We start from the raw sequence: 25,939 nt of genomic DNA, 5'->3' as shown, positions 1-25,939 counted from the left end.
ACCAATTAATGTTATAGTGCAACGCCGGGCCTTGTGATCACCACACGTCCGGCGTTGCTGCGTAAAAAGGCCCGAACATGACCCGCTATACCCCCTCCGAGATCGAAGCACGCTGGCAAGCCGCTTGGGAGCAGAACGAAATCTTCAAGGCTGTCCGCTCGGCCGACAAGCCAAAGTATTATGTGTTGGAAATGTTCCCCTATCCGTCGGGCCGCATCCATATGGGCCACGTGCGCAACTATACACTGGGCGACGTGATTGCGCGGTACAAGCTGGCCAAGGGTTTTAACGTCTTGCACCCGATGGGATGGGATTCCTTCGGTCTGGCCGCTGAAAACGCCGCGATGCAAAAGGGTATCCACCCCGGCGAATGGACCTTCCAGAACATCGAAGACATGAAGAATCAGATGAAGCCGCTGGGTTTCTCGCTGGATTGGTCGCGTGAGATTGCAACCTGCCACCCTGATTACTACCAACACCAGCAGGCCATGTTCATTGATATGATCGAAGCGGGCCTGATCTATCGCAAGAACGCAGTGGTGAACTGGGACCCCGTCGATATGACCGTTCTGGCCAACGAACAGGTTGAACAGGGCCGCGGCTGGCGTTCTGGCGCATTAGTTGAACGCCGCGAACTGACGCAATGGTTCTTCAAAATCTCCGATTACTCGGATGAATTGTTGGGTGCGCTGGACACGCTGGAAAACTGGCCCGCCAAAGTACGTTTGATGCAGGAAAACTGGATCGGCAAATCGCGCGGTTTGCAATTCTCGTTCTCGACCGTGAATGCGCCCGGCGGACATGACCAGATTGAGGTTTACACAACCCGCCCCGACACCCTGTTAGGCGCGTCCTTTGTTGGAATTTCTCCTGATCACCCGATTGCCAAGCTGCTAGAGCGTGACAGTGCCGATGTCGCCGCGTTTGTCGCCGAGTGCCGCAAAGGCGGCACAACGGAAGAAGCCATTGAAACAGGTGAGAAGCTGGGTATGGACACAGGGATTCGCGTCCGCCATCCCTTTGACACCTCCAAGGAACTACCCGTCTACATCGCCAACTTTATCTTGATGGAATACGGCACAGGCGCGATCTTTGGCTGTCCTGCCCATGATCAGCGTGATTTCGAGTTTGCCACAAAATACGACCTGCCGATCATTTCGACATACCTGCCGTCCGAGGATGCCTCAGAAGAATTGACCGAAGCCTATGTGCCGCAGAAAACCGAAAAGGTATTCTATAACCGTGGTTTCTCAGGTGAACCGTGGCAGACAGGCCTAGAAGCCATCGACGCTGCCATCGCATTTTGCGAATCTCAAGGTGTTGGCCAAGGTGTGACCAAGTTCCGCCTGCGGGATTGGGGCCTGTCGCGCCAACGTTATTGGGGGTGCCCGATCCCAGTTGTGCATTGCGACGACTGCGGCGTGGTGCCTGAAAAGAAAGAAAACCTTCCGGTTAAGCTGCCCGAAGATGTCACCTTTGACATTCCAGGCAACCCGCTGGACCGCCACACAGAATGGCGCACCACACCTTGCCCGTCTTGTGGCAAAGCTGCACAGCGTGAAACCGACACCATGGATACTTTTGTGGATTCGTCTTGGTATTACGCACGTTTCACCGCGCCACACGCCGATACGCCCACAAATATGGATGACGCCGAATACTGGATGAACGTCGATCAGTACATCGGCGGTGTTGAACACGCGATTCTCCACCTGCTTTATGCCCGCTTCTTTGCGCGGGCGATGCAGATCACAGGCCATTTGCCGCAAAAAGCGATTGAGCCGTTTAACGCGCTGTTCACCCAAGGCATGGTGACACATGCGATTTATAAAACCATCGGTGCCGATGACCGCCCCGTCTTCCATTACCCCGAGGAAGTGGAAGTAAAAGGTGATCAGGCCTTCCTGAAAGAAGGTGGTGCAGAGGTTGAAATCATCCCTTCCGCCAAAATGTCCAAGTCCAAAAACAACGTGGTCGACCCGCTGAACATCATTTCTGCATTTGGCGCTGATACAGCCCGTTGGTTTGTTCTGAGCGATTCGCCCCCCGAACGCGATGTCGAGTGGACTGCCTCGGGTGCGGAAGCGGCATATAAACATTTGGGCCGTGTTTGGAACATCTGCGACAAGATCAGCCAGATGGAAGACAGCGATGCAGGCGACGACGATAAAGAATTGCTCAAGCAAATGCACAAAGCGACCCATGACGTGACCATGGCGATTGAAAGCTTTGGCTTTAACGCGGCCATCGCCAAGCTGTACGGCTTTACCGCCACATTGCAAAAATCCAAAGCAAGTAAGGCCGCGCAGCGCGAAGCAGTCATGACGCTTGCGCAGTTGATGTCCCCGATGACGCCGCATTTGGCCGAAGACATCTGGGCCAATCAAGGCGGCGAAGGGCTGATTGCCACTGCGCCTTGGCCTGTCGCTGATGAAGCCATGTTAAAAGACGATACCGTCACCCTGCCCATTCAGGTCAACGGCAAACGCCGCGGCGAAATTGATGTGCCTGCGGATATGCCAAAAGACGAAGTTGAAAAGCTGGCTCTTGCTCATGAGGCTGTGATCCGTATCCTTGACGGTGGAACACCCAAGAAGGTGATCGTTGTACCGGGACGGATTGTGAATGTCGTTGTTTAACCGCCGAACACTACTTGCCCTTCCCTTGGCGCTGGCCGCCTGCGGGTTCACTCCGGTCTATGGGCCGGAGGGGGCAGGCACGCGATTGCGGAATCAGGTGTTGGTACAAGAGCCGTCGACTCAGTCCGGCTATCTGCTGACCCGCCATCTGGAAACACAGCTAGGGCGTAGTGGTAGCAATCCGCGTTATGGATTGGACATCGACATTGCGACCTACGAAAACGGTCTGGCCATCAACTCGGCTGGTGATACGGTCCGCTTTAACCTCGTTGGCCGCGTTGCATATGCTTTACGCGACACCACCACGGGGACGATTGTAACTTCGGGCAAAATTGAGAACTTCACCGCCTACTCTGCAATCGGCACAACAGTTGCAACTCTTGCTGCTGAACGTGACGCATTGGAGCGTTTGATGGTGATTCTGGGTGACCAGATCACCACCCGCCTATATGTCGTGGACTTGCCTGAATGAAACTAGGGCGGCGTGACGGTGCAGGCATTGTAGCGAAACCGCCCAAGGACAAGCTTGGCTTGCTCCTCTATGGCAGTGATTCCATGCGTGTGGCGCTCAAGCGTCAAGAATACCTAAAAGCGTTTCTCGGCCCTGCCGCTGAAGAGGAAATGCGCCTGACGCGTATCCCCGCAGGTGATTTACGCCGCGAACCTGCTTTGCTGATGGATGCCATCAAAGCCGTCGGATTTTTCCCCGGCCCTCGCGCGGCCTTTGTGGAGGGCGCAAACGAGCTGGTTGCGCAGACCATCATTGAAACCATGCAAGATTGGCGTGAAGGCGATGCACAGTTGGTCATCACAGCGGGTGATTTGAAAAAGACTTCCAAATTGCTGAAAGCATTTGAGGGCCACCGCGAGGCCTATGCTTGGGGGATTTTCGATGACCCGCCTGACCGCGCCGAGATCGAGCGGTTGCTGAAGGAGGCCAAGCTGCAAGCCGAAGGCCCCGTATTGGCAGCATTAGAGGATTTGGCCCGTAACCTTGATCCCGGTGACTTTCGCCAAACGCTGGAAAAGCTGTCGCTGTATAAACTCAGCGACACTGGCACACCTGTTTCACTGGAGGATATCGCCGCTTGCGCACCTGCATCTGTAGAAGCCGCCGTCGATGACATCCTGAACATCGTCGCGGAAAAACACGCCACCCAGATCGGCCCCTTGATGACCCGCCTGCAAAGTCAGGGTGTGAATGCGGTGACCCTTAGCATCATGGCGATGCGCCATTTTCGCACGCTGCACCGCGTGGCCTGTAACCCCGGTGCGCCTATTTGGGGTGTGCGCGACCGTGATCGCGTCAGCCGTCAGTCGCGAGATTGGGGTACGGCCAAATTGGAAACAGCTTTGGGTATTTTGACAGACACAGACCTGCAACTCCGCTCGGCAGGACAAACCGCCCCCGCGATGGCGATCATCGAGCGGACATTTATCCGACTGGCTATGTATGGAGCAAGTCGGGGCTAGGGAGAAAGACAGATGTATACAGTTATCGGCAGCGTGAAATCCCGTGCTTTTCGAGTGATGTGGATGCTGGAAGAATTGGGCCAGTCCTATGAAGTGAACCCAGCGGCACCAAGGTCCGAAGAAGCACGCAAATTCAACCCTTCAGGCAAGATCCCCGCATTGTTGGACGGGAAAGAGATCCTGACCGATTCTGTTGCGATCATGCAGTATCTAGCAGACAAACACGGAGCATTGACCGCCGCCGCAGGCACCGCCGCCCGTGCGCGTCAGGATGCGATGTTGTTCTGGTTGATTGATGAATTCGATGCGATCCTATGGGCCGCTGCCAAACACAGTTTTGTCTTTCCAGAGGATCAGCGTGTGCCTGTAATCAAAGACAGTTTGAAAGCAGAATTTGGCCGTTCGGCCACGCAACTGGCCAACCGCCTCGACGGGCCGTTCCTAATGGGCGATGCGATCACCGTGCCTGATTTATTGGCTGTGCATTGCATCAACTGGTCCATCGGCGCGGGGTTTGACCCTGTTGACGCGCGTCTAGGCGAATGGGCTGCTAGCCTGCGCAAACGCGACAGCTTCAAAGCAGCCCGCGCCCACGATACTGCTTAAACGGCGTTCAGTCGGGCTGCCGCATGGTGGCCCGCCCACGCCCCTGTCGCCAAACAGGCCGTGATCAGATAGCCACCTGTCGGTGCTTCCCAATCCAACATTTCCCCAACCGCATAGACATTCGGCAAGGCGTTCAACATCAGGGCTTCATTCACAGCCGCCTGCGCCACACCGCCAGCGGTTGAAATGGCTTCATCCATCGGGCGCAGCCCTGCGTGTTTCACGGGTAGTGACTTGATCAGCAAAGCCAGCGCCTTAGGCTCTTGCGGCAAGGGCACAACCACCTCTTGCATCAGGGCAATCTTGGCCGCGTCCAGTTTTAACGCTTTGCGGATGTGGTTGGTCAATGTGTTCTTGCCACGTGGTTTCGACAGTTTGGCGATCAAAGCCGCGACAGTTTGATCAGGGGCCAGATCCACAACCAGTCGATGTCCCTCACGTACGCCGCGTGACACCGAATAAATGCCGCCGCCCTCAAGCCCGCGCCGCGACAGCACAGCTTCTCCGCGCGACGCATAAGGGCCAGAACGCAAAGCAATTCCCTTAAGCGCAGCACCAAGGTGTTTATCCATATAGGCGGACCATTCCACCGTGACACCCGCATTTGCAGGCGCAAACGGGGCAAGCGACACGCCAAGCGGTGACAGGATTTCCGACCATGCCCCATCCGAGCCTAGCCGCTGCCAGCTGGCGCCCCCCAGCGCCAAAATCGTTGCATCCGCTTGCAGGGTTTGTGGCCCTTCCGCTGTGTCAAAGCACAGCATGTTTCCCTCAATACCCGTCCAGCGCCAGCGCGTGTTCAGCGTGACGCCCAGCGTGTCCAACCGCGCTAACCACGCACGCAGCAGCGGCGATGCCTTCATCGCTTTGGGAAATACGCGGTCCGTTGTTCCGGTGAACAACTCTTGGCCCAGATCACCCGCCCAAGCCTGCACAGCATCGGGATCAAACGCCGACAACATAGGCGCAAGCCACGGCTCAGCCTCGGTATAGCTCGCTTGAAACGGCTCAATCGCCTCGGCCTTGGTGATGTTCAAACCCGACTTGCCCGCCATCAAAAACTTACGCCCAACCGAGGGCTTTGCCTCACAGACAGTTACCGAGATGCCCGACTGCGCCAAGACCTGCGCCGCCATCAGCCCCGCTGGGCCACTCCCAATTACGACAGCATGCTTCATTCAGGTAATCCCATCTGTTTATTGCCCTTAATCTCAATCGTGCGGTGCGGATAGGGAATTTCGATGCCGTTATCCTTCAGCGCATTCCAAATCAAGAATAACACATCCGAAGTGTATTTATTCGGCCCATCGTCCAACCCGTTGACCCAGAATTCTACAGCGAAATCAATGCCACTGTCGCCAAAGCCGCGCAGCTCGCAATCTGGCGGATAGGGCAGGTCTAGGACTTCGGGGTGTGTGCTCACCGCGGCCTCGATGATCGCAGGGACCAAGTTAATATCGGTGTCATAGCTGACCGAAAACGGCGCTTCGTACCGGTTGGCCGAGCCTTGATCAGAAAAATTCACCACCCGTGTGGTGATGAAATCCTCGTTGGGAACAACAATCCAGCGGCCATCAAAGGTTTCCAGAATGGCGGCACGTGCGGTCATTTTGACAATCTTGCCAGATTCACCGCCGTCCAACTCAACATAGTCACCAACCGTCGCCTGCCCTTCGACCAGCAGGATCACACCCGAGATGAAATTCGACGCAATCTTTTGCAGACCAAAACCAAGACCGACACCAATGGCACCGCCCAAAACAGCCAACGCGCCCAGATTGATGCCCATAATGTTCATCAGCACCAAGAAAGCGAAACCGAAGATCATGAACTCAACCGTTTTGATCAGAAGCTGCCGGATAGAGGGGCGCATTTCCTGTTTTTCGATCAATGCGGATGTTTGACTGTTAGACCATTGCCCCAACCAGAACAGCAGTGATCCCGCGATCAACCCGCGTGCCACCGAGATCAGCGAGAAACGAATATTCCCGACGCCGACAACAGTTTCGCTCAATTGCAGGGTCACAACATCTAGTAAACCAAAGGTATACAGCGCCGCGATGGGCAGCATCATAAAGCGGCCCAACAGTTGCAAAAACGGATCCTTGAGGATGTCACGCACAAACGCCCGCACCGCAAGGAACAAGAAGACGCGTTTACCAAAGGCAATCACTGCCCCCGTATCAAAGATCGTGCGGACAACCTGCTCACCGATCCCCGTCAGCGCATAGGCCAGCAGCGGCAGGATCAGTGGCAAAAACTGCATCATGAACAAGCGTGGTGCTGTGAACATGTTTTGTTTGTCTTGTGGATCGATCAGCGTTTTCAACGCAGGCCGTAGACGCCGCGCAATAAGAACCGCAAATAGATAGGCCCCCACGAGAATGGCAAATTGCGACCACGCGGCAGGGCTGAGCAGCCACCCCATCGCCAGATCATAGCCCTGCACCCCGTATCCGGCAATTTGCTGAACGATAGGTGGATATTCCGTGAGGTCGAAATTCATTTCAGCGCCCTTTTGTGTCTGGTCTGCGTCCTGCATTCTCTTGGACCAGCAACCCAAAAGGATCAAGTGGCCCCTATATCAGGCTCAGGCGGTAAAAAGCCTATACGCAAAGGGTCAGAGCATGATATGTGCCAGAAAAACCGCCCGAATGGGCATCCATACAGGACCTATCCCATGCGTATCATCTTTATCCTCACATCCCTTTTACTTCTAACGGCATGTGACGTGCCTTTTGTGCCGCTGATCTAACACCAACGGCACAGTATTACGCAGATTTAACTGCACATCGCCTTGATTGTCCGGGCGATGTCTTGAGGTGCGGCTATGGTATCAGCGCAGATTGAGTGCGCCGCCTCCATCAGGTCTTCGGCTTCGACCAGACGATCAACCAAGCCAAACATTAACGCCTCTGTTGCAGTAATTTTCTGACCACCCATCAAAATCAGCTTGGTGCGTGCAGGCCCAATCAGGGCTGACATGCGTATCGGGTCACTTGGTTGTGGCAAATAACCCAGCTTCATCACCGGATAGAAAAATTTGGCTGCGGGCACTGAAATGCGCATGTCGCACGCCAGCGCCATGCCTGTTGCCCCGCCTGCAAGCGTGCCGTTTAAAGCCGCAATGGTCAAACCCGGCAGCGCGGCAATCGCAGCCGACAAACGCTCCCACAGATCAGACACGGCCAGACCTGCACGCGCGGCATCCAGATCGGCCCCTGCGCTAAAGACCTTACCACGCCCAGTCAGGATCACTGCCTGCGCATCGCCTGCACGCTCCATGATCTCACATAGTTCGCGCAACATGTCTTCAGTCAGGGAATTCGCCTTTTCTGGACGGTTGATCGTCACCGTCCAGATGCCACCGCTTTGCGCCAGTTCGATCATATCAGGCCCACCGCCCGACGAATGTCATCATCGCGCAGGGAAATTTCTTCGCCGCAATACTGGTCTGCTTCGGCACTGCACATCCACAGCAGGCATTTTGCAGGCCAATCCGCAGGAATATGCACGTCCCAATCCAACTGGCTGACAGCATTGATGCCAGAAGCTTTGATCTTGCGCTGCATCTCTGTCGCTACAGTGCCGGGAGACAGGCCAATGGCACGGATGCCGTTGGCTGACTCTTCTAGGTGCAAAGACCGATTGAGCATATTGACCGCTGCCTTCGAAGTGCAATAGGCGCTCCAGCCTTCAATCGCATTATGCGCAGCACCCGAACTGATCGTCAGCACCGATCCACCGCCCTCTTTCAAAGCAGGCAGCGCCGCGTGGATACCATTAAAGACACCCTTCACATTGATATCAATCAACTGCCCCCATGCGTCAGGATCTGCGCCTTCAAGATTGCTAATAGGGTCCACGACACCAGCATTGTTGATCAACACATCCAGACCGCCGAATTCTTTTACTGTAATCGCAACGGCTGCTGCCATCTCGCTATAGCGCGCAACGTTGCACGGGATCGCAATGGCGCGTTCGCCAATCTCGCCCGCCAGCGCCGCAATGTCGTCTTGCGACCGTGCCAACAGCACGACATTCGCCCCTGCGTTGGCGAAAACCCGCGCAGCCTCGGCTCCGATACCACGGCTTGCACCCGTGATCATTACTGTCTTTGAGGTCATATCCATTCGTATTCTCCCTGTAATTTCAGGCTATCACGTGTATCTTGCTGGAATAGGTAACGCGCTTGGGGCGCCATGACCAGCCCGCTCCCGCCACGCGATCTACGCTCTTGACCCGCCCCGCGCTTTACCAGACGTTTGCGCGAAAATGCGAACTTCTTAGGATTTCTGAAATGACGTCAACACGTACCTTGCTATCCACCACGGCCATTGGCCTCTCAATGCTGGCTAATGCCGCCTACGCAGATGTCACTGCTGCCGAAGTTTGGGGGGATTGGCGTTCCTACATGGAGGGCATGGGCTATGTCGTTACAGCAAGCGAGACTGCCTCGGGCAATACGCTGTCTGTGAATGACATATCGGTTGAAATGAAAGATGGACCAGACATCGAAAAGATGACCGTCAGCATGGGCACATTGCAATTTGTCGAAAACCGCGATGGCACCGTGGATGTCGTGATGGCCAACACAATGCCTATCACAATCGACATTCAGCCCAAAAGCACTGACAAGCCCACACAAATCGCGCTTGACTACACCCACAGCGGCCAGAAGATGACGGTCAGCGGTGATGTTGAAGAAATGTCTTATGACTATACAGCAGATGTTTTTGGTGCGACCCTGAAATCCCTACTGGTCGATGGGACGACCATGGGACCTGAGGAAGCACGCTTTACGCTGGAAGGCACGGATGCCAAATCACTGACCAAAGTGATCACCGCTCCCCTGCGCAGCTATGAGCAAAGCGCGGAAATCGGCGCGCTGACCTATAGCACCCAGTTCAAAGAAGCTGATGATGTCGAATCTTTTGCCGTCAAAACCACCAGCAAAAATATCGTTTTTGCTGGCACGGCAAACATCCCTGCCGATATGGACATGCAGACGCAAGACATCGTGCCATTGCTCACAGCAGGCTTGGCTTTTGCTGGTACTTTCACAGCAAATAGCACTGAAACAGAGATGGTGTTGATTTCTGAAGAAGGCGAAACAAACTTCAAAACCGCTTCGGCCAGTTCCACGGCTGACGTATCACTAGGCCAAGACGGTATCAGCTATGACGTCGCTGCCGAAGATATTCAGGTTGGCGCGCAGATTGCAGGGCTTCCCTTTCCGTTGTCTGCGGAAATGGTCAAGTCTGGATTTCAACTGAACATGCCTTTGATGAAATCCGACGATCCTCAGGATTTCGCCTTGGCCTTCAATGCCACTGAATTCAAAATGTCTGATATCATCTGGGCGCTGTTCGACTCTGCGGGCCAATTGCCACGCGATCCTGCAACCATCGCATTGGACCTCAGCGGCAAAGCCAAAGTACTAGTAGATGCGCTGGACACTGAAACGATGGAAGCAATGGCAGAAAACGGCACCAAACCTGGCGAATTGCACGCGCTGCGCATTGATCGCCTTGTAGTGGACGCTGTAGGCGCAAAACTGGATGCGACAGGTGATGTGACCTTTGACAATACCGATATGACCACACTGCCCGGCTTTCCCAAGCCGCTCGGCGAGGCCAATATCAACCTTGCAGGTGCAAACGGCTTGATGGACAAACTGGTTGCAATGGGCTTTTTGCCAGCCGAACAGGCCATGGGTGCGCGGATGATGATGGGCATGTTTGCCGTCCCGGGTGATGCGCCCGACACGTTGAAATCCAAGATCGAATTCAACGAAGAGGGTCAGATCCTCGCCAATGGCCAGCGCTTTAAATAGGCACATAAAGGTCAACAAATTATGAAAGCGGCCCCTCTCGGGCCGCTTTTTCTTTTCCTCCCTGCTCTTGCGGGAACCGCCCGTCGCCGTTACCTCTAACCCCTGATCAGGAGAGTATGATGACCCAAGCCCTTGATGAGCTCACGGCGCAAATGCTGGATGCGGCCAAGGCCGCTGGCGCAGATACAGCAGATGCTATGGCCGTGCGCGGCACATCGCTATCAGTAGATGTACGTGGCGGCACATTGGAAGAGGCCCAGCGCGACGAAAGTACAGATATCGGCCTGCGGGTGTTTGTTGGCCAACGCAGCGCCCTTGTGTCATCCTCCGATACCTCCTCACGGACCTTATCCGAAATGGCGGAACGCGCAGTGGCCATGGCGCGCGAAGCCCCCGAAAACCCCTATGCAGGCCTTGCTGATCCCGCCCAAATCGCAACGGATTGGGATGTCGCAGCGCTTGAGTTGCAAGACCCCACAGACGAGCCAACACCAGCCGCACTGCAAGAAGACGCCGCACAGGCAGAAGCCGCCGCACTTGGCGTGCAAGGCATCAGCCAAGTGCAATCCGCAAGCGCGGGATATGGTGCAAACGACATCTATCTGGCGGGCTCAAACGGCTTTTCTGGGGGGTATCGCCGTACAAATCGCGGGCTTAGCTGCGTTGCCATTGCAGGCACAGGCGCGGGGATGGAGCGTGATTATGACGGCGACAGTCGCATTTTCCAAAGTGATCTGCGCGACGCCGCCCAGATTGGCCGAACAGCGGCAGAACGTGCATTGCTGCGTCTTGATGCACGCAAACCACCCACAGGCACATTTCCTGTGTTGTTTGATGAACGCATTGCAACCTCGCTGATCGGGCATCTTTTAGGCGCCATCAACGGCAGCGCCATTGCACGAGGTGCCTCTTATTTGCGCGATGCGATGGGCACGCAGGTTTTACCCCAAGGCATGTCCCTGCTGGAAGACCCCCACCGCCCGCGCATAGGTGGCAGCCGCCCCTTTGACGGTGAATTCCTCCCCACTTCCAAACGTGCCGTTGTCGAAGACGGTGTTTTGCAAGGGTGGACACTAGATTTAACAACTGGCCGCCAATTGGGCATGCCTTCCACCGCAAATGCCGCACGCGGCACAGGGTCTGCGCCTTCCCCCGCCTCATGGAACATGGAGTTGACCCAAGGCACCGCAAGCCGCGCAGATTTGATCCGCGACATGGGCACTGGCCTATTGGTGACCTCGATGATCGGCTCTACGATCAATCCCAACACTGGCGATTATTCACGCGGGGCCGCTGGTCTATGGATCGAGAACGGCGAAGTCACCCATGCGATCAATGAATGTACCATCGCGGGCAATCTGCGGGACATGCTGCTGGCGATTATACCAGCCAATGATGCGCGTACTCATCTAAGCCGTGTTGTACCGTCGCTTCTGGTTCCGGGGATGACGATTGCCGGCAGCTGACCTCCCCCTCTTGATCGAAGCTGTGCGCATGGCAGGCCATGTCGCTACCGGCTTCGTCGGAAAATCGGCGAAACGCTGGGATAAACCCGACGGCGCAGGCCCCGTGACCGAGGCTGATCTGGCCGTGAACGACCTGTTGCATAAGGTCTTGCGCCAAGCACGCCCCGACTATGGCTGGCTGTCTGAGGAAACCGAAGACAGTAGCATCAGGTTGGGCCATGATCGCGTATTTATCGTTGATCCCATCGATGGCACGCGCAGCTTTACAGAAGGGGCCGATACTTGGGCCCATGCAATCGCTGTCGCTGAATTTGGCCAAGTCACTTCGGCAGTAGTCTATCTGCCCATGCGTGATCTGCTCTATACCGCTGCGCGGGGCAAAGGGGCCTATCTGAATGGTGTCCCAATCCAGACCTCCGCTGTCACGGATTTTGCAGATGCAACCATCCTTGCCGCAAAACCCACCATGGCAGCCAAGATGTGGCGCAGTGGCGTTTGCCCCGTTTTCAAGCCAGCCTACCGCCCGTCACTCGCCTACCGCTTGGGGCTGGTCGCGCAGGCGCAATTTGACGGCATGCTAACCCTGCGCCCCAGTTGGGAGTGGGACATCGCAGCAGGCGCTTTGATTGTCGCCGAGGCAGGCGGGGCCATCAGCAACCAACGCGGTGCATCCTTGCGTTTCAACAGTGCCGATCCGCGCCTTGACGGCGTGGTTGCTGGCGGTGGCTTAATCCACGCGGCCCTGCTTGATGCACTGGCCTGACATCCATTTGCTTGACGGCATAGGCTTGCGCCGTGCAAACACGAACCAAGAACTTTCAAAGGAAACTATACCATGACCCAGCGCTTACACCTTGTCTTTGGCGGCGAGTTGGTAACTCCCAGCGAAAACGTCTTTAAGAATGTCGATGACCTGCATGTTGTTGGTATTTTTCCAAACTATGCGTCTGCCTATGACGCATGGAAGAACGAAGCCCAACGCACCGTAGACAATGCGCATATGCGCTATTTCATCGCCCACCTGCACCGTTTGCGCGACGAAGAAACACCGGCATCCTCCACCGAAGAACTGGGCTAGGAAGGCTATGGCCGGATCACTTGGCCTATCTGCCTACCGTGCGCTTACACGGCGCGGAGACGCACGGCTGCCGGTTTTTGACGCCTCTCGCCCTGCGGGAGAACTGCTGTGGATTCATTGTGCAGAACCTGCATCATATATTGCTGTTCAGGATCTTGCCCAGCGCCAGATTTCCAGCCGTCAGGGGCTGCACGTCCTGATTTCGGTCGCCACCCTTCCAAATCAGGAACAGGTTGAACAAACCCAGCAAACGGCGGGGCTATTTATGTGCCAGATTTGCGACGATCACCCGATCAGTGTCGCGGCATTTCTGGATCACTGGAAACCCGATTGCTGTGTCTGGACTTGGGGTGGACTGCTGCCCAACCTAATCCTAACCGCCGCTGAACGGCACTGCCCCTTGTTCCTGATCAATGCAGATACCAGCGGTTTTGATGGCCGTCGTGATCGCTGGATGCCTGACGTTGCCCGCGCGCTTTTGCCTTTATTTACTGCTGTGATGGCACGCACCCCTGCCGCTGCGCGACGTTTGGTCCAATTGGGTTTGGGCAAAGACGACGTAGAAATCACCACATCCTTGCAAGCTGGCAGCCAAGCCCTGCCCTGCAACGAGACCGATTTGGCTGACCTCTCTGCCTCTTGCGTTGGTCGCGCCATCTGGTTTGCCAATGGGTTGTACCGCGCAGAACTGCAAACCATACTGGCTGCGCATCGGCAGGCGCTTCGCCTGTCGCACCGCCTGTTGCTGGTGCTACGCCCTTCGGGCGACCTTGACGCACAAGAGGCCTACGACCAATGCCGCGAGCAAGAGTTCCGGGTGGTAAGATGGGATGATGGCAATTATCCCGATGAAACAACCCAAGTGCTGATCACCGAAGACCCACATGACATCGGGCTTTTTTACCGCATGGCCCCCGTGTCCTTCTTAGGTGGCTCGCTGGTGGTGGGACATGCAAGTGTTGATCCGCTAGAGGCGGCGGCCCTCGGCTCGGCCATCCTCTATGGACCACGTGTGGGCAGGCATTTGCAAAGCTATTCACGGCTGGCCTCTGCGGGCGCGGCGCGTATCATCAATGACAGTGCCGCACTGGGCATGGCCGTTTCGCGGTTGGTGGCACCGGACCAAGCAGCGATCATGGCCCACGCAGGTTGGGATGTTATCAGCGAAGGCGCTGCCCTGACCGACCGAATTTCCGATCTGGTGCAGGACACGCTGGATGCACAGCAAGTGATGAACTGATGCGCGCCCCTGATTTCTGGCATAAACCCCGCCCTGACCTGCGCGCACGGTTATTGCAGCCTTTAGGCGCAATTTATGCGCGGGCCACCGCCCGCAGACTGGCGCAAGGCAATCCACAAAAGATGGATGTGCCTGTGATTTGCGTGGGCAACATCAACGCAGGTGGCACAGGCAAAACCCCTACCGTGATCGCCGTGGTCGAGCGCTTGCGCGACCTCTACCTTGAACCGCATATCATCTCGCGTGGTTATGGCGGCACTCTGGAAGGCCCTGTTCGTGTCGACCCGTCGCGGCATACGGCGGCACAAGTCGGAGACGAACCCCTACTGCTGGCCGCATTTGCAGAGGTCTGGGTTGCCCGTGACCGCGCCGCAGGGGCGCAAGCGGCCCAAGATGCAGGCGCCAAGACAATTGTACTGGACGACGGTTTCCAAAACCCTGCGCTATTCTATGACCTAAGCATCGTCGTGGTGGATGCTGCTAAGGGTTTTGGCAACGGACTGTGCCTACCCGCAGGCCCCCTGCGCGAACCTGTTAAAACGGGTTTGGCCCGCGCCGATCTGTTGCTTTCCATAGGGGATGAGGCGGCACAGGCTGCCTTTGATCTATCTGAACTGCCTCATGACCTTGCCCATGTCTGCGCCGCACTGGTGCCGCTGCAAACAGGAATGGACTGGACAGATACACCGCTTCTTGCTTTTGCAGGGATCGGCCACCCCGAGAAGTTTTTTGCAACCTTGCGCAGTCTCGGCGCGACGCTGGTACATGCCGAACCACTAGAGGATCACCAACCGCTGACATCGGCACTGCTGGGCCGTTTAGAAGCAGACGCCCGTGCAAATGGAGCGCAATTGGTCACCACAGAGAAAGACGCAGTGCGCCTGCCGCCTGCCTTCCGCACAAAGGTAATTACTTTGCCTGTCAGACTGCAAATGCCTGAGAAAAACGGCCTTTGGGACGCTCTGAAAAAGATCGCCGAGACTGAAGCCTGAGCCGGAATTTTAGAGAACTCCGGCTCGCCTTTTAATCGTCCTCGCCCAATTTCGGTGCAGGGCGCGTCAGCGACAACTCTGCCCCAGAAAACTTGAAGGGTGATCTAACCCCCGGCACCCCGTCTATCTCGATCAACATATCACGTGCTTTTACTTGCGGGTCGTTGAAGGTATCTTCAAGCGTGTTAATCGGGCCAGCCGGCACTGTATGCGCTTCACATGCGGCCAATAAATCATCACGGGTGCGAAGACGTGTTGCGCCTTCAATCCGCGCATTCATCGCAGAACGATGCGCCACACGATCAGCGTTTTTAAGGTAATCGGGATCGCTGGCCATATCGTCCAACCCCAGCAGTTTGCAAAGCCGTTGGAACTGCCCGTCATTTCCTGTGGCAATGATGAGGTGACCATCGGATGTCTCGAACACTTCATAAGGCGTCAAGTTTGGGTGGGCATTGCCCAACCGTGTCGGAGCCTTTCCACTAACGAGATAGTTCATGGCCTGATTGCCCGTGATCGCCACGGCACAATCCAGCAACGCCATATCGATATGTTGACCAACACCCGTGCTGCCGCGCTGATGCACAGCGGCCAGAATCGCCGTGCTGGCATAGATACCTGTAAAAATATCTGTGATCGCCATGCCGTGCTTTTGCGGCTGGCTGTCTGGTTCTCCGGTGATCGACATCAGGCCGGACATGCCTTGGATGATAAAATCATACCCCGCACGTTGCGCGTAAGGGCCCGTTTGCCCAAAACCGGTGATCGAGCAGTAAATCAGCTTGGGAAAGCGCGCATGCACGCTCTCAAAATCCATGCCGTATTTGGCCAAGCCACCCGTTTTAAAATTCTCGATCAGAATGTCGGCGTCTTCCAGCAAGGCATTCAGCTTTGCCTTACCTTCGTCCGTGCGCATATCGACCACAACCGAGGCTTTGCCACGGTTGGCTGAATGGAAATACGATGCTGAGCGGTCTTCATCCCGCTCAACAAAGGGGGGGCCCCATTGGCGCGTATCATCTCCATCGGGGCTTTCCACCTTGATTACTTCCGCCCCCAGATCGGACAGGGTTTGACCTGCCCAAGGGCCAGCAAGAACACGGGCCAGCTCAACTACTTTGAGCCCTGCAAGCGGGGACGCCATTAGCTTTCCAGTGCTTCGTCGATGATTTTCTTCATGTCGTCGTAGCTCATGTTGGAGTATTTCTTGCCGTTGATGACAAAGCTGGGTGTGCTATCGATATCGTCAGCTTCAGAGTTTTTCTGGAACCACGCGACCAAAGCCTGCGCCTTTTCACCATCTTGCAAACAGGCTTCCAACTTGTCGTTATCCATCCCCGCCAGACGCCCAATTTTGCGCAGCTCTTCTACAATCGCCGCTGGTTCTCCTGCGCGGGTCCATTGGGATTGGCCTGCATAGATCATATCTGCGATGCCAAAGAATTTCGCCTGACCGCCACAACGCGCAACCAAGGATGCCCACAGACCAAAGCGGTCAAAGTATACTTCACGGTACACAAATTTGATTTTACCTGTGTCGATGTATTCTTTTTTCAGCTGCTTGAACGGACCTGCGTGGAAGGTGGCGCAATGCGGGCAGGTGAAAGACGCGTATTCAATGATTTCAACTGTCGAATCAGGATTTCCAATAACCATCTCGACGATGCCAGATGTATCCACTTCCGCGTCAGCGGTCTGGGCATTTGCCGCACCAGGAAGACGCGATGCGTCAAAGAAACTTCCGCTTGTCATGTTCCAAGCGCTAAAGCCGAAAACGGCAACGCCGCCGAGCAGGATATTTCTACGGTTCATATAACTAGTCCTTCGTTCAGATTATTAGAGGCCGGCATACATATAAGCATGCTCAGCGATTTTGTTTATTCAAGATATTTTCACCCAGACGGGCAAGCGCATCCCGTAGGCTGTTGTCACCAATCTGGGCTGCCGTTTCGGTGGCCTTGGCCCGCAGGGCGGGATCGGGTGGCGGCGGGGCCTTCTTTGGCGCGTGTTCAAACGCCACACGCCCATCAGCAAACCCTGTCGCAGCGGTTTGCGTCACCCGCACCCGTGCAATTGCGTTATAGCCGTAAACGGCATTCACGCGGGCGCGCAGTTGTTCCTTTTGCATTTCCAACACGGGCGCATTAGCACCCGTTGTCAGAAGGGTCAGTGTCGCTCCCATACCGCCACGCCCATATGATACCTCAACAGGGCGTGAAATTGCCGCCGCTTCTTCCCCCGCCACTTCGGCCCAATTGGTCAATAGGCGCGACTGCGCAAACCCGCGGCTCTCCGAGGCTTTGCGGATTTTTCCCGTCAGCAAACTGGCTGTACGGGCGAATCCTTTGGTGGTGGTGCGGCGGGGCGGCATGCGCAATCTGCTTTCTTATCTGTCCGCAGTGGCCCATCAGGGGACACCGCGCTAAGTTCGGTCTGTAACATCATAGCGCAAGCAATCCGCGCTGCCACTACGACAATTGGGAATTGGGCCATAAACAGTGCGTGACAATGATAACATGTCTGTAATCTTACTGGCTTGGTATGATGCCAACGCCCGCGAAATGCCATGGCGCACCAGCCCGCAAGCGCGCAAAGACGGTGTGCTGCCAGATCCTTATACCATTTGGATGAGCGAAATCATGCTGCAACAGACCACTGTTGTGACCGTAAAGGACTACTTTACCAGATTTATAAACCGGTGGCCCACTGTACGCGATCTTGCGGCGGCGCAGGATGCCGATGTCATGGCAGAATGGGCAGGCCTTGGATATTATGCGCGGGCACGGAATTTGCTCAAATGTGCGCGGGCGATTGTGGAGGAATATGATGGCGTATTTCCTGCCGATCATGCGGCCTTGCTCACGCTTCCCGGCATCGGGCCTTATACGGCTGCAGCAGTATCTTCGATTGCATTTGACCTGCCCCACGCGGTGCTGGACGGCAACGTCGAACGGGTAATGGCGCGGCTGTACGACATCCATACTCCGCTTCCTGCGGCCAAGCCTGAACTGATGGAACACGCCAAAGCACTGACCCCGCAACAGCGATCAGGCGATTACGCCCAAGCCGTGATGGACTTGGGCGCAACAATCTGCACGCCCAAGTCCCCTGCCTGTGGCATATGCCCATGGCGTGATCCCTGCGCGGCCCGCGCCGCTGGAACGATGGCAGAGCTGCCGAAAAAGACCCCGAAGAAACCCAAGCCCATCCGCCACGGCACTGTTTATCTGGGGCGCCGCACGGATGGCGCGTGGCTTTTGGAAACACGGCCCGAAAAGGGGCTATTGGGTGGCATGCTCGGCTGGCCCGGATCGGACTGGGTGGACAGCAGCCTACCACATCCCGACAGCACGCCCCCTGCAAAAGGCGATTGGGAAGAGTTGGAAGGCGAAGTGCGCCATACCTTCACCCACTTTCACCTAATCTTGCGCGTCATTACTGCCGATCTTGCATCTGAGACCACGCCTACGCAGGGTGAATTTGTAGCAAAGTCTGATTTCTCCCCCAGCAATCTGCCGACGGTTATGCGCAAAGCGTTTGATCTACATTATCAGGGTGTTTCACCACAGATGACACAGCGCGGTCCTCTGCTATAGAGTGCTAGAAACGATAGACAGGGTCACCCAATGCCAGATAACGCAGCCCCCATTTCGCCCGCAGAGCTGTCCAAGCTCAGCCGCGCATTACCGTTCTGGTTGTCACTGATCCTGCTCCCGCTGGCGTGGGGCGCTGCGCTGTTTGGCGGTTGGGCTTTGGTGATCGTGCCATGTGCCACGTGGTATTTGTTCACAGCACTTGATACCGCCTTGGGGCTGAACACCGAAAACGCGGATGTATCAGCCACCGATGACGACATGTTTTGGTACAAGATGATCACAATCATCTGGGCGCCTTTGCAATTTCTTATGCTGGCAAGCCTGCTGTGGTACGTCCCGCAAGCAGAACACCTGAATAGCGCCGAGCGCATTGGCGTTTTCTTTGGCGTTGGTGTGATCACGGGGACAGTTGGCATTAACTATGGCCATGAACTGATGCACCAAAAGCCCAAGTTTGAGCGCTGGATGGCTGATCTTTTGTTGGCGATGACGCTCTATTCACACTTCCGCTCGGAACATATGCTGGTGCATCACCGCTATGTTGGCACTCCGCGTGATCCGGTCAGCGCACGTTATAATGAAGGGTTTCATCGGTATTATCCGCGTGTTCTGCGCCAATGCTGGGTCAGCGCATTTGCCGCTGAAAAGGCGATGCTGGCGCGCAAAAACCTAGCTTGGACAAATCGCAGCAATCCATTCTGGCGCTATTGGGCGCTGCAACTGGCGTTTTTCATACTGGCCTTTGTGCTGGGCGGTTGGTCTGGCGTCAGATTGTTTGCTTTCCAAGCGGGCATCGCCATTTGGCAGCTGGAACTGGTCAATTACATTGAGCATTACGGCCTGACCCGCAAACATTTGGGTGAGGGTAAATATGAACACGTGCTGCCGCGCCACAGTTGGAATGCAGCGCATAAGGCGTCAAACTGGCTGTTGATCAATCTGCAACGTCATTCAGACCACCACTATAAACCCGACCGCCGATTTGCTGTCTTGCAGAACTACAACGCCGATGATGCGCCGCAACTGCCCTATGGTTATCCAATGATGACATTTTTCGCGATGATCCCGCCTTTGTGGCGGCGGGTGATGAACCCGCGCGTGCGGGCATGGCGTGCGAAACACTATCCGGAAATCGAAGATTGGCAGCCCTATAACCGCGCCCAAAACCCGATGCCGCGTTAGATTGAACAATCGCAATCAGGTCAAAACAGTTTCCAAATCGCGAACAATTTCGATCACATCCGTCCTACCAATTATGGCACCCCCAGACGAAAAAAGCCCCGCCAATAAAGGCGGGGCCAAGGTGAGTGTCAGCAATGCGTTCCCTCTATTGCGAGGGCGCAGTGACACTGGCGGTGTTCGAATGTCTGTGGAGTGGATCAGGCTTGCATTTCTGCCCTGATCTGCTGGCGCAACACGTCAATAGAGACGCTTTTTCCTTCTTTTTTATAGCACCAGTATGTCCATCCATTACAGCTGGGCGCGCCTTCTAGGGCGGCACCTACTTGGTGAATGGAACCTTTAATATCGTCTCCAACCAGCGTGCCATCGGCGCGCACTTTGGCTTTGTGACGGTTGTTCATGGAGTACAGGTTTTCGCCCGGACGCAGCATGCCACGTTCAACCAACTGACCAAAAGGCACACGTGGTTCGGCGCGTTTTGACGTGGTTGTTTGCAGCGCTTCATTGTCAAACTTACGTACGTTTGCGATGCGCTTGGTGGCGACCTTGCGGTACTCTTCTTCGCGCTCGATGCCGATGAAATCACGGCCCAGCATTTTAGCAACCGCACCTGTGGTGCCTGTACCAAAGAACGGATCAAGGATCACATCGCCCGGGTTAGTAGAGCCAACCAACACGCGGTGCAGCAGGCTTTCCGGCTTTTGTGTCGGATGCGCTTTGTCACCTTCGTCATTTTTCAGACGCTCATGACCGTTGCAAATGGGCAGAACCCAATCGCTGCGCATCTGGATACCTTCATTCAGCGCCTTCAGCGCCTCGTAGTTAAAGGTGTATTTGCTGGCTTCAGTTTTACCGGCCCAGATCATTGTTTCATGGGCATTGGTAAAGCGTTTGCCACGGAAGTTCGGCATCGGGTTGGACTTGCGCCAAACCACATCGTTCAAAATCCAGTAACCCTGATCCTGAAGCGCAGCACCCACACGGAAAATATTGTGATAACTGCCAATCACCCAGATCGCGCCATTCGGCTTGAGCAGGCGGCGGGCGGCTTTTAGCCATTCGCGTGTGAATTTGTCGTATACTGCAAAGCTATCAAACTGGTCCCAGTGGTCGTCAACGGCATCCACTTTGGAGTTGTCTGGTCGGTGAAGATCACCACGCAATTGCAAGTTATAAGGAGGGTCTGCGAAGATCAAATCGACGCTACATTCAGGAAGTGAGTTCATCACTTCAATACAATCCCCACCAAGGATCGTGTTCAGGGGAAGCGCCTGCGCTTCCTTCGTTTTTACTGTCATAGCTCTGCCTCTGTGCCCGGTGCATTTTGCACTCATTGGTTGAGGACAAAGATGCCTGCAGAGTGAATCATCGTCAATTTGTTTTTTAAAACAAAGTTCTAAGATTTATTCTTGCCACAAGATATTGTGTACGGGCTTGAACGAACGTCTATGGTGTGGGGTTACGCCCAAATTTTGAAGCGCAGACATGTGGCTTTTTGAACCATAACCCATGTTTGTCTCCCAGCCGTAACCGGGGTGCTGTTGCGCAAGGGACAACATGACACAATCTCGACACACTTTAGCCGCAATTGAGGCCGCTGAAATGGAAACAGAACGGCCATCCCCTTTGATGATTGTTTCCGCAGGCAGGGTTAATCCGCGGGGCAGCATATTTCCGTCTATCAGGCAATAATCAGGCGGTGTCTTTAACCCCTCCAACGCACGTACCATTGCGATATGGCTGGCACGTAGAATGTTATGTTCGTCGATTTCCTCAACAGTGGCATGCGCAACCGACACATCCGCAACTTCCAGAATTTGCTTATACAGCGCCTCACGCTTTTTAGCGCTGAGCTTTTTGCTGTCATTCAGGCCTGCAGGGATTCGCGCAGGGTCCAGAACAACGGCGGCGGCAGTGACCGGCCCTGCCAACGGGCCGCGGCCTACCTCATCAACGCCAGCGATGCGGGCAAAGCCGCGTGCCTGCGCGGCGATCTCAAATGTATAATCAGGTTCCATTGGGGTGGAAAAACGGATGCGGGGGCATTTCGCAAGCAGATTCGCAAGTAAAAGGGAGAGATGCCCGAACATCTCTCCCCTCTCCCCCTAAACGACGGGACATGCCGCAAGGGGATCGGCGCGTATTTGGTGATACTCATGCGCCGAATTCTGTGACCAATCGCGCTGATCTGTTAGTTGCGGTGCACGCGACGCGGCAGCGGCTTGGGCTGGACCTGTCTGTAACGTTGCACTTGGGGACCATTCCGGCGATGAACCTGCTGCCCATTCCGTACGATCCGCTGCGGTCTCTGAACACGTTGGTGTGTTGATGCGCCGCGATGTTGGCGCTGTACAACCGCAGGTCTGCGCGCTGGCTTTATGATCACCTGTTTGCGCACAGGCTGTCGCTTCACTTTACGCTCGTCACGTTTGTCTTTCTTCTGGTCATAGATGATGGCCCCTGCAACGGCCAAACCCAAAAGGGCAGCAACCGTACGCTGGGTGCGGCGATCATCTGCAAAGGCAGGAGCCGAGAAAGAAGTCAAAGCAATCACAGCAGCAGTGAATGTGCCAACAAGTCGAGAAGGTAATGTGAATCGCATATCAATATTCCTTAGATAAGGGGCGGCACATCAAAACTGTGCTGCGGTGTGCTCTCAACTTGGGTTATCTGGGCAAAGTCAGGCAATATCGGCGCAATGTTATTGGATAACCGCCCCTCTTTGATGACCCCGATATTGTATATCACATTGAAAAAACGCATCCTGCGCCTCATGAAACACATCTTTCTCTCATTTTGCGTCATACTGCTGGTAGGCCTTAGCGGGCCTGCTATGGCGGCTGATTGCTTTGCCGATTACAAAGCCAAACAAGGCAACCCGCTCAAGCTGCATTACGGTGTGGCCAAGGTGAACGGGCAATGCAGCAAATCCGCTGCAAGCAATGAATTGGCCCAACGCTTAAACGCCCAAGGCTGGACGCTTTTGAATATCGTCTCCGTTTTCGGGTCTGATGGGTTAGCAAAAAGGAAAAAGAGTGCTGGATCAAATTACCTCCGCTTCTGACATCCGCCGGAGTGGCGGCAGGCTGGTGGTGATTGGCATTAGCGCGGTTGCCAGTCTGCTGGTCATTGGCGCTGCTGTTTTGTTCTGGGCCCTGCCGGATGCCAATGCATTTAATGCGCGGGTTGAGCGGATATTCATGGAGAATGACAACCTCACCTCCGCCGCCGAGATCAAATTGCTAGAGATTCTCGCCCAATCAGGCACGGCATTCTCGGACACGCTCACCAATTACCGCGTGTTGATCGGCGTCTTGCTGATTTTTGCGGCTGCTATGCTAGTGGCTGCTGTGGTCTTCTTGATGCTGCTCATCACCTTTAATCGCCGCATGGCCCAGATTGAGCGGACAGGCATACAGGTCTCATCGCTGCTGATCAGCCGTGAGGAAAACAAAGTCTATCTTAACAACCTCGGCTTTAAACTGACCGACGCCGCGATGGAAACATTGGCAGTGCTGGCAGAGGCGCGGATGGATGATGATATTCTGTCAGGGTCCGAGATTGAGGGCGTGATATCTGGCCGCTCTGCCGCCGATTGCGACGAAGCCGCAGGGGCCACGCGAATCAAACGCCTGCGTGATACACTGGGCAACCAGATGGTCAGCGAGTTGTTGGTCAAAAACATCGCCCGCCGTGGCTATATGCTGGCGATTGATAAGGACGTGATAAAGGTGCTCTAGGACTCTGGTCATTCGCAGTACTCCGGCGCTAGGATGCGTGAAATTCGTCGAGGAGGACGCGAACCATGCCAGCACCCGTAAATCCGTTTAAGAAAGCCCTTGCCGCAGGCGAAATCCAGTTTGGATGCTGGTTGGCCTTGGCTGATACTTTTTCCGCTGAAATGGTTGCACAGGCGGGCTTTGACTGGCTGGTGATTGATGGCGAACATGCGCCCAATGATCTGCGCTCAACCCTTGGGCAGTTGCAGGTGATCGCCAGCACCGATGCCCATGCGGTTGTCCGTGTGCCCGTTGGCGAAACCTATATGCTGAAACAAATGCTGGATGCAGGCGCACAGACCATCCTAGTTCCGATGGTAGAAAGTGCGGATCAAGCACGACAGTTAGTCCGTGATGTCACCTATCCTCCGCATGGGGATCGCGGCGTCGGATATGCCTTGGGGCGGGCCTCGCGGTTCAGCACCATCACAGATTATGGTACAACGGCGGATGCGCAAATTTGTCTACTGGTACAGGTAGAAAACCTGCGCGGGCTGGCGCAATTGGACGATATCCTAGCTGTTGAGGGCGTAGACGGTGTGTTTATCGGCCCTGCGGATCTGGCCGCTGACATGGGCCACATGGGCAATGCCAATCACCCCGATGTGCAGGCCGCTATTATGGACGCGCTGGCGCGGATCAGGGCAGCAGGCAAAGCACCGGGCATCCTGTCCACTCAGGACGAAATGACAAATAACGCCATCGCGGCGGGTGCGCAGTTTGTAGCTGTAGGCGCTGATGTATTGATGTTGGGGAATGCCGCACGCGCACTTGCCAGCAAGTGGAAAGCCACCAAAGAATGAACGCTGGAATTGCACTGCTGGCGTTTGCTTACGTCCTAAGCCAGTTTTTTCGCGCCTTTTTGGCCGTTCTCAGCCCATTTCTGGCAACCGATATCGGGGCAGGTGCTGAAGAGCTCGCCTTTGCTTCGGGGCTTTGGTTTATTAGCTTTGCATTGATGCAGCCCCCCATTGGCTGGGCGCTGGATACTGTCGGACCAAGGCGCACAGCAGCGACCTTGCTATTGGTCGGCGGTGGCGGCGGTGCTGCGATATTTGCGATGGCAACCACGCCGTTGCATGTCAGCATCGCAATGGTCTTCATCGGAATCGGCTGCGCCCCTGTTTTGATGGCAGCTTACTATATTTTTGCACTGGATCACCCGCCTGCACGCTTTGCGTTTCTGGCCGCCCTTATGATTGGGGTTGGCATGATCGGAAACATCGTTGCCTCCTATCCTACCACATTGGCCGCCGAAACGATGGGCTGGCGCGCAGCCCTATGGTTGCTTTCCGCGCTGTCAGTCATGACTGCCATCGCCATTTGGTTCACCGTACGTGACCCCCACAGAGCGACCGACGAACAAAAAGGCAGCTTTGCCGAGGTGCTACGCCTGCGTGCACTCTGGTTCATTTTTCCCCTGATGTTGGTCAGCTATGCACACGTCGGCGCATTGCGCGGGCTATGGATTGGGCCCTACCTCACTGAAGTCTTCAACGCCGAACCACGCCTGATCGGGCAGGCGACGTTTGGCATGGGCGTCACCATGGTTGTCGGGCCAATGATCTACAGCTTTCTGGATAAGACGTTTGGTACACTGAAATGGGTTATATTTTTCGGGAGCTGCGGCATGCTTCTCACGACAATCGGGCTGTATTTGTTGATTGATAAATCAGCTGCCTTGGTAATTGTCCTGATGTGCGGCATCAGCTTGTTCGGATCGACCTATGCGGCCGTCATGTCACATGGGCGCAGCCTGCTGCCCCGGCATCTGGTCGGGCGCGGGGTAACCTTGCTCAACCTGTGCAGCATTGGTGGCGTCGGCGTTGCACAGTTTGTCACGGGCAAAATCTACGTCGCCAACAGCGGAACACAGATCGTATCGCAGCCCTTCTCGATGATTTTTCTGTTCTTCATCGCTGCGTTGGCAGTCGGTATTGTGATCTATTTGTTCTCAAAGGATAGCAAACCAGACACGGCCTAGTGCCCTGCCCCTTTTCATGGCGGCGAAAGCCGTATAACAGGCCCGCACCATCAACAACACATATATTG

Annotated in this window: 26 protein-coding genes; 16 read left to right on the top strand and 10 right to left on the bottom strand. The window is 55.4% G+C overall.

Annotation, left to right across the window (positions count from 1 at the left end; all coding sequences use genetic code 11):
- The first annotated feature begins 77 nt into the window (after positions 1-77).
- From leuS to GGR95_RS09685, 4 genes are read left to right on the top strand one after another with little or no spacing between them, the layout of a single operon-like run.
- The gene (gene leuS, locus GGR95_RS09700; RefSeq protein ID WP_184565270.1) at positions 78-2,639 is read left to right on the top strand and encodes a leucine--tRNA ligase; all 2,562 of its coding nucleotides are present in this window, start codon (positions 78-80) and stop codon (positions 2,637-2,639) included.
- The gene (lptE, locus tag GGR95_RS09695) at positions 2,626-3,111 is read left to right on the top strand and encodes an LPS assembly lipoprotein LptE (protein WP_184565268.1); all 486 of its coding nucleotides are present in this window, start codon (positions 2,626-2,628) and stop codon (positions 3,109-3,111) included. Before leuS ends, lptE begins: the two co-directional genes overlap by 14 nt.
- Positions 3,108-4,112 (top strand): DNA polymerase III subunit delta, encoded by a 1,005-nt coding sequence (holA, locus tag GGR95_RS09690; RefSeq protein WP_184565266.1) that lies wholly within the window; start codon positions 3,108-3,110, stop codon positions 4,110-4,112. The genes lptE and holA overlap by 4 nt, the downstream gene beginning before the upstream one ends.
- A gap of 12 nt (positions 4,113-4,124) precedes the next feature.
- Positions 4,125-4,718, top strand: a complete 594-nt coding sequence (locus tag GGR95_RS09685) for a glutathione S-transferase family protein (RefSeq protein ID WP_184565264.1) — start codon at positions 4,125-4,127, stop codon at positions 4,716-4,718.
- Here the strand turns inward: GGR95_RS09685 and GGR95_RS09680 are convergent.
- From GGR95_RS09680 to GGR95_RS09665, 4 genes are all read right to left on the bottom strand, one after another.
- A complete protein-coding gene (locus GGR95_RS09680; RefSeq protein WP_184565262.1) occupies positions 4,715-5,896 on the bottom strand; it encodes a TIGR03862 family flavoprotein in 1,182 nt (393 codons plus the stop codon). The genes GGR95_RS09685 and GGR95_RS09680 overlap by 4 nt on opposite strands.
- A complete protein-coding gene (locus GGR95_RS09675; protein WP_184565260.1) occupies positions 5,893-7,224 on the bottom strand; it encodes a mechanosensitive ion channel family protein in 1,332 nt (443 codons plus the stop codon). Before GGR95_RS09675 ends, GGR95_RS09680 begins: the two co-directional genes overlap by 4 nt.
- Before the next feature lie 275 nt (positions 7,225-7,499).
- On the bottom strand, positions 7,500-8,108 hold the full coding sequence (locus GGR95_RS09670; protein WP_184565258.1) for an enoyl-CoA hydratase/isomerase family protein: 609 nt from the start codon (positions 8,106-8,108) through the stop codon (positions 7,500-7,502).
- On the bottom strand, positions 8,105-8,851 hold the full coding sequence (locus GGR95_RS09665) for an SDR family oxidoreductase (RefSeq protein WP_184565256.1): 747 nt from the start codon (positions 8,849-8,851) through the stop codon (positions 8,105-8,107). The genes GGR95_RS09670 and GGR95_RS09665 overlap by 4 nt, the downstream gene beginning before the upstream one ends.
- 167 nt (positions 8,852-9,018) lie before the next feature.
- Between GGR95_RS09665 and GGR95_RS09660 the strand changes: the two genes are divergently transcribed.
- The 6 genes from GGR95_RS09660 (at position 9,019) to lpxK (ending at position 15,330) form a co-directional block, all read left to right on the top strand.
- On the top strand, positions 9,019-10,554 hold the full coding sequence (locus tag GGR95_RS09660) for a DUF2125 domain-containing protein (protein WP_184565254.1): 1,536 nt from the start codon (positions 9,019-9,021) through the stop codon (positions 10,552-10,554).
- Between the two features lie 119 nt (positions 10,555-10,673).
- Positions 10,674-12,020 carry a TldD/PmbA family protein gene (locus tag GGR95_RS09655; protein ID WP_184565252.1) on the top strand — a complete coding sequence of 449 codons (1,347 nt, stop codon included), beginning with the start codon at positions 10,674-10,676 and terminating at the stop codon, positions 12,018-12,020.
- Entirely contained in the window at positions 12,007-12,783 is a 777-nt protein-coding gene (locus tag GGR95_RS09650; protein WP_184565250.1) for a 3'(2'),5'-bisphosphate nucleotidase CysQ, read from the top strand. Before GGR95_RS09655 ends, GGR95_RS09650 begins: the two co-directional genes overlap by 14 nt.
- 72 nt (positions 12,784-12,855) lie before the next feature.
- Entirely contained in the window at positions 12,856-13,098 is a 243-nt protein-coding gene (locus GGR95_RS09645; protein ID WP_184565248.1) for a DUF4170 domain-containing protein, read from the top strand.
- Positions 13,099-13,105: 7 nt separating this feature from the next.
- Positions 13,106-14,338, top strand: a complete 1,233-nt coding sequence (locus tag GGR95_RS09640) for a 3-deoxy-D-manno-octulosonic acid transferase (RefSeq protein WP_184565246.1) — start codon at positions 13,106-13,108, stop codon at positions 14,336-14,338.
- Positions 14,338-15,330, top strand: a complete 993-nt coding sequence (lpxK, locus tag GGR95_RS09635) for a tetraacyldisaccharide 4'-kinase (RefSeq protein WP_184565245.1) — start codon at positions 14,338-14,340, stop codon at positions 15,328-15,330. Before GGR95_RS09640 ends, lpxK begins: the two co-directional genes overlap by 1 nt.
- Positions 15,331-15,361: 31 nt before the next feature.
- On the opposite strand, the gene GGR95_RS09630 is transcribed toward lpxK, so the two are convergent.
- The 3 genes from GGR95_RS09630 to GGR95_RS09620 are packed head-to-tail and all read right to left on the bottom strand — an operon-like array spanning position 15,362 to position 17,701.
- Positions 15,362-16,474: a CaiB/BaiF CoA transferase family protein gene (locus GGR95_RS09630; RefSeq protein ID WP_184565243.1), complete on the bottom strand. Its 1,113-nt coding sequence runs from the start codon at positions 16,472-16,474 to the stop codon at positions 15,362-15,364.
- The gene (locus GGR95_RS09625; RefSeq protein WP_184565241.1) at positions 16,474-17,142 is read right to left on the bottom strand and encodes a DsbA family protein; all 669 of its coding nucleotides are present in this window, start codon (positions 17,140-17,142) and stop codon (positions 16,474-16,476) included. The genes GGR95_RS09630 and GGR95_RS09625 overlap by 1 nt, the downstream gene beginning before the upstream one ends.
- 52 nt (positions 17,143-17,194) lie before the next feature.
- Positions 17,195-17,701, bottom strand: a complete 507-nt coding sequence (locus tag GGR95_RS09620) for a DUF721 domain-containing protein (RefSeq protein ID WP_184565239.1) — start codon at positions 17,699-17,701, stop codon at positions 17,195-17,197.
- Positions 17,702-17,846: 145 nt separating this feature from the next.
- Here GGR95_RS09620 and mutY point away from each other — a divergent pair, with 145 nt between their 5' ends.
- Together mutY and GGR95_RS09610 are read left to right on the top strand one after the other, a co-directional pair.
- The gene (mutY, locus tag GGR95_RS09615) at positions 17,847-18,926 is read left to right on the top strand and encodes an A/G-specific adenine glycosylase (RefSeq protein WP_221384814.1); all 1,080 of its coding nucleotides are present in this window, start codon (positions 17,847-17,849) and stop codon (positions 18,924-18,926) included.
- A gap of 30 nt (positions 18,927-18,956) precedes the next feature.
- Entirely contained in the window at positions 18,957-20,108 is a 1,152-nt protein-coding gene (locus tag GGR95_RS09610) for an alkane 1-monooxygenase (protein ID WP_184565235.1), read from the top strand.
- 197 nt (positions 20,109-20,305) lie between these two features.
- Here GGR95_RS09610 and GGR95_RS09605 read toward each other — a convergent pair whose 3' ends face one another.
- The 3 genes from GGR95_RS09605 to GGR95_RS09595 form a co-directional block, all read right to left on the bottom strand.
- The gene (locus GGR95_RS09605) at positions 20,306-21,406 is read right to left on the bottom strand and encodes a site-specific DNA-methyltransferase (protein ID WP_184565233.1); all 1,101 of its coding nucleotides are present in this window, start codon (positions 21,404-21,406) and stop codon (positions 20,306-20,308) included.
- Between the two features lie 105 nt (positions 21,407-21,511).
- Positions 21,512-22,126 carry a ribonuclease HII gene (locus tag GGR95_RS09600; protein ID WP_184565231.1) on the bottom strand — a complete coding sequence of 205 codons (615 nt, stop codon included), beginning with the start codon at positions 22,124-22,126 and terminating at the stop codon, positions 21,512-21,514.
- Positions 22,127-22,299: 173 nt separating this feature from the next.
- Complete coding sequence (locus tag GGR95_RS09595) at positions 22,300-22,710, bottom strand: hypothetical protein (RefSeq protein ID WP_184565229.1); 411 nt, start codon at positions 22,708-22,710, stop codon at positions 22,300-22,302.
- A 171-nt stretch (positions 22,711-22,881) separates the two neighbouring features.
- Here GGR95_RS09595 and GGR95_RS09590 point away from each other — a divergent pair, with 171 nt between their 5' ends.
- From GGR95_RS09590 to GGR95_RS09575, 4 genes are all read left to right on the top strand, one after another.
- Complete coding sequence (locus tag GGR95_RS09590; protein ID WP_184565227.1) at positions 22,882-23,172, top strand: hypothetical protein; 291 nt, start codon at positions 22,882-22,884, stop codon at positions 23,170-23,172.
- A 1-nt stretch (position 23,173) separates the two neighbouring features.
- Positions 23,174-23,848, top strand: a complete 675-nt coding sequence (locus GGR95_RS09585) for a hypothetical protein (RefSeq protein ID WP_184565456.1) — start codon at positions 23,174-23,176, stop codon at positions 23,846-23,848.
- A gap of 65 nt (positions 23,849-23,913) precedes the next feature.
- Positions 23,914-24,690, top strand: a complete 777-nt coding sequence (locus GGR95_RS09580; protein WP_184565225.1) for an aldolase/citrate lyase family protein — start codon at positions 23,914-23,916, stop codon at positions 24,688-24,690.
- Positions 24,687-25,871 carry an MFS transporter gene (locus tag GGR95_RS09575; RefSeq protein WP_184565223.1) on the top strand — a complete coding sequence of 395 codons (1,185 nt, stop codon included), beginning with the start codon at positions 24,687-24,689 and terminating at the stop codon, positions 25,869-25,871. Before GGR95_RS09580 ends, GGR95_RS09575 begins: the two co-directional genes overlap by 4 nt.
- Positions 25,872-25,939: the final 68 nt, after the last annotated feature.

Source organism: Sulfitobacter undariae, assembly GCF_014196805.1.
Classification (GTDB): domain Bacteria; phylum Pseudomonadota; class Alphaproteobacteria; order Rhodobacterales; family Rhodobacteraceae; genus Sulfitobacter; species Sulfitobacter undariae.
Note: the sequence above shows the minus strand (reverse complement) of the source record. Positions and strands in the feature narration are given on the sequence as shown.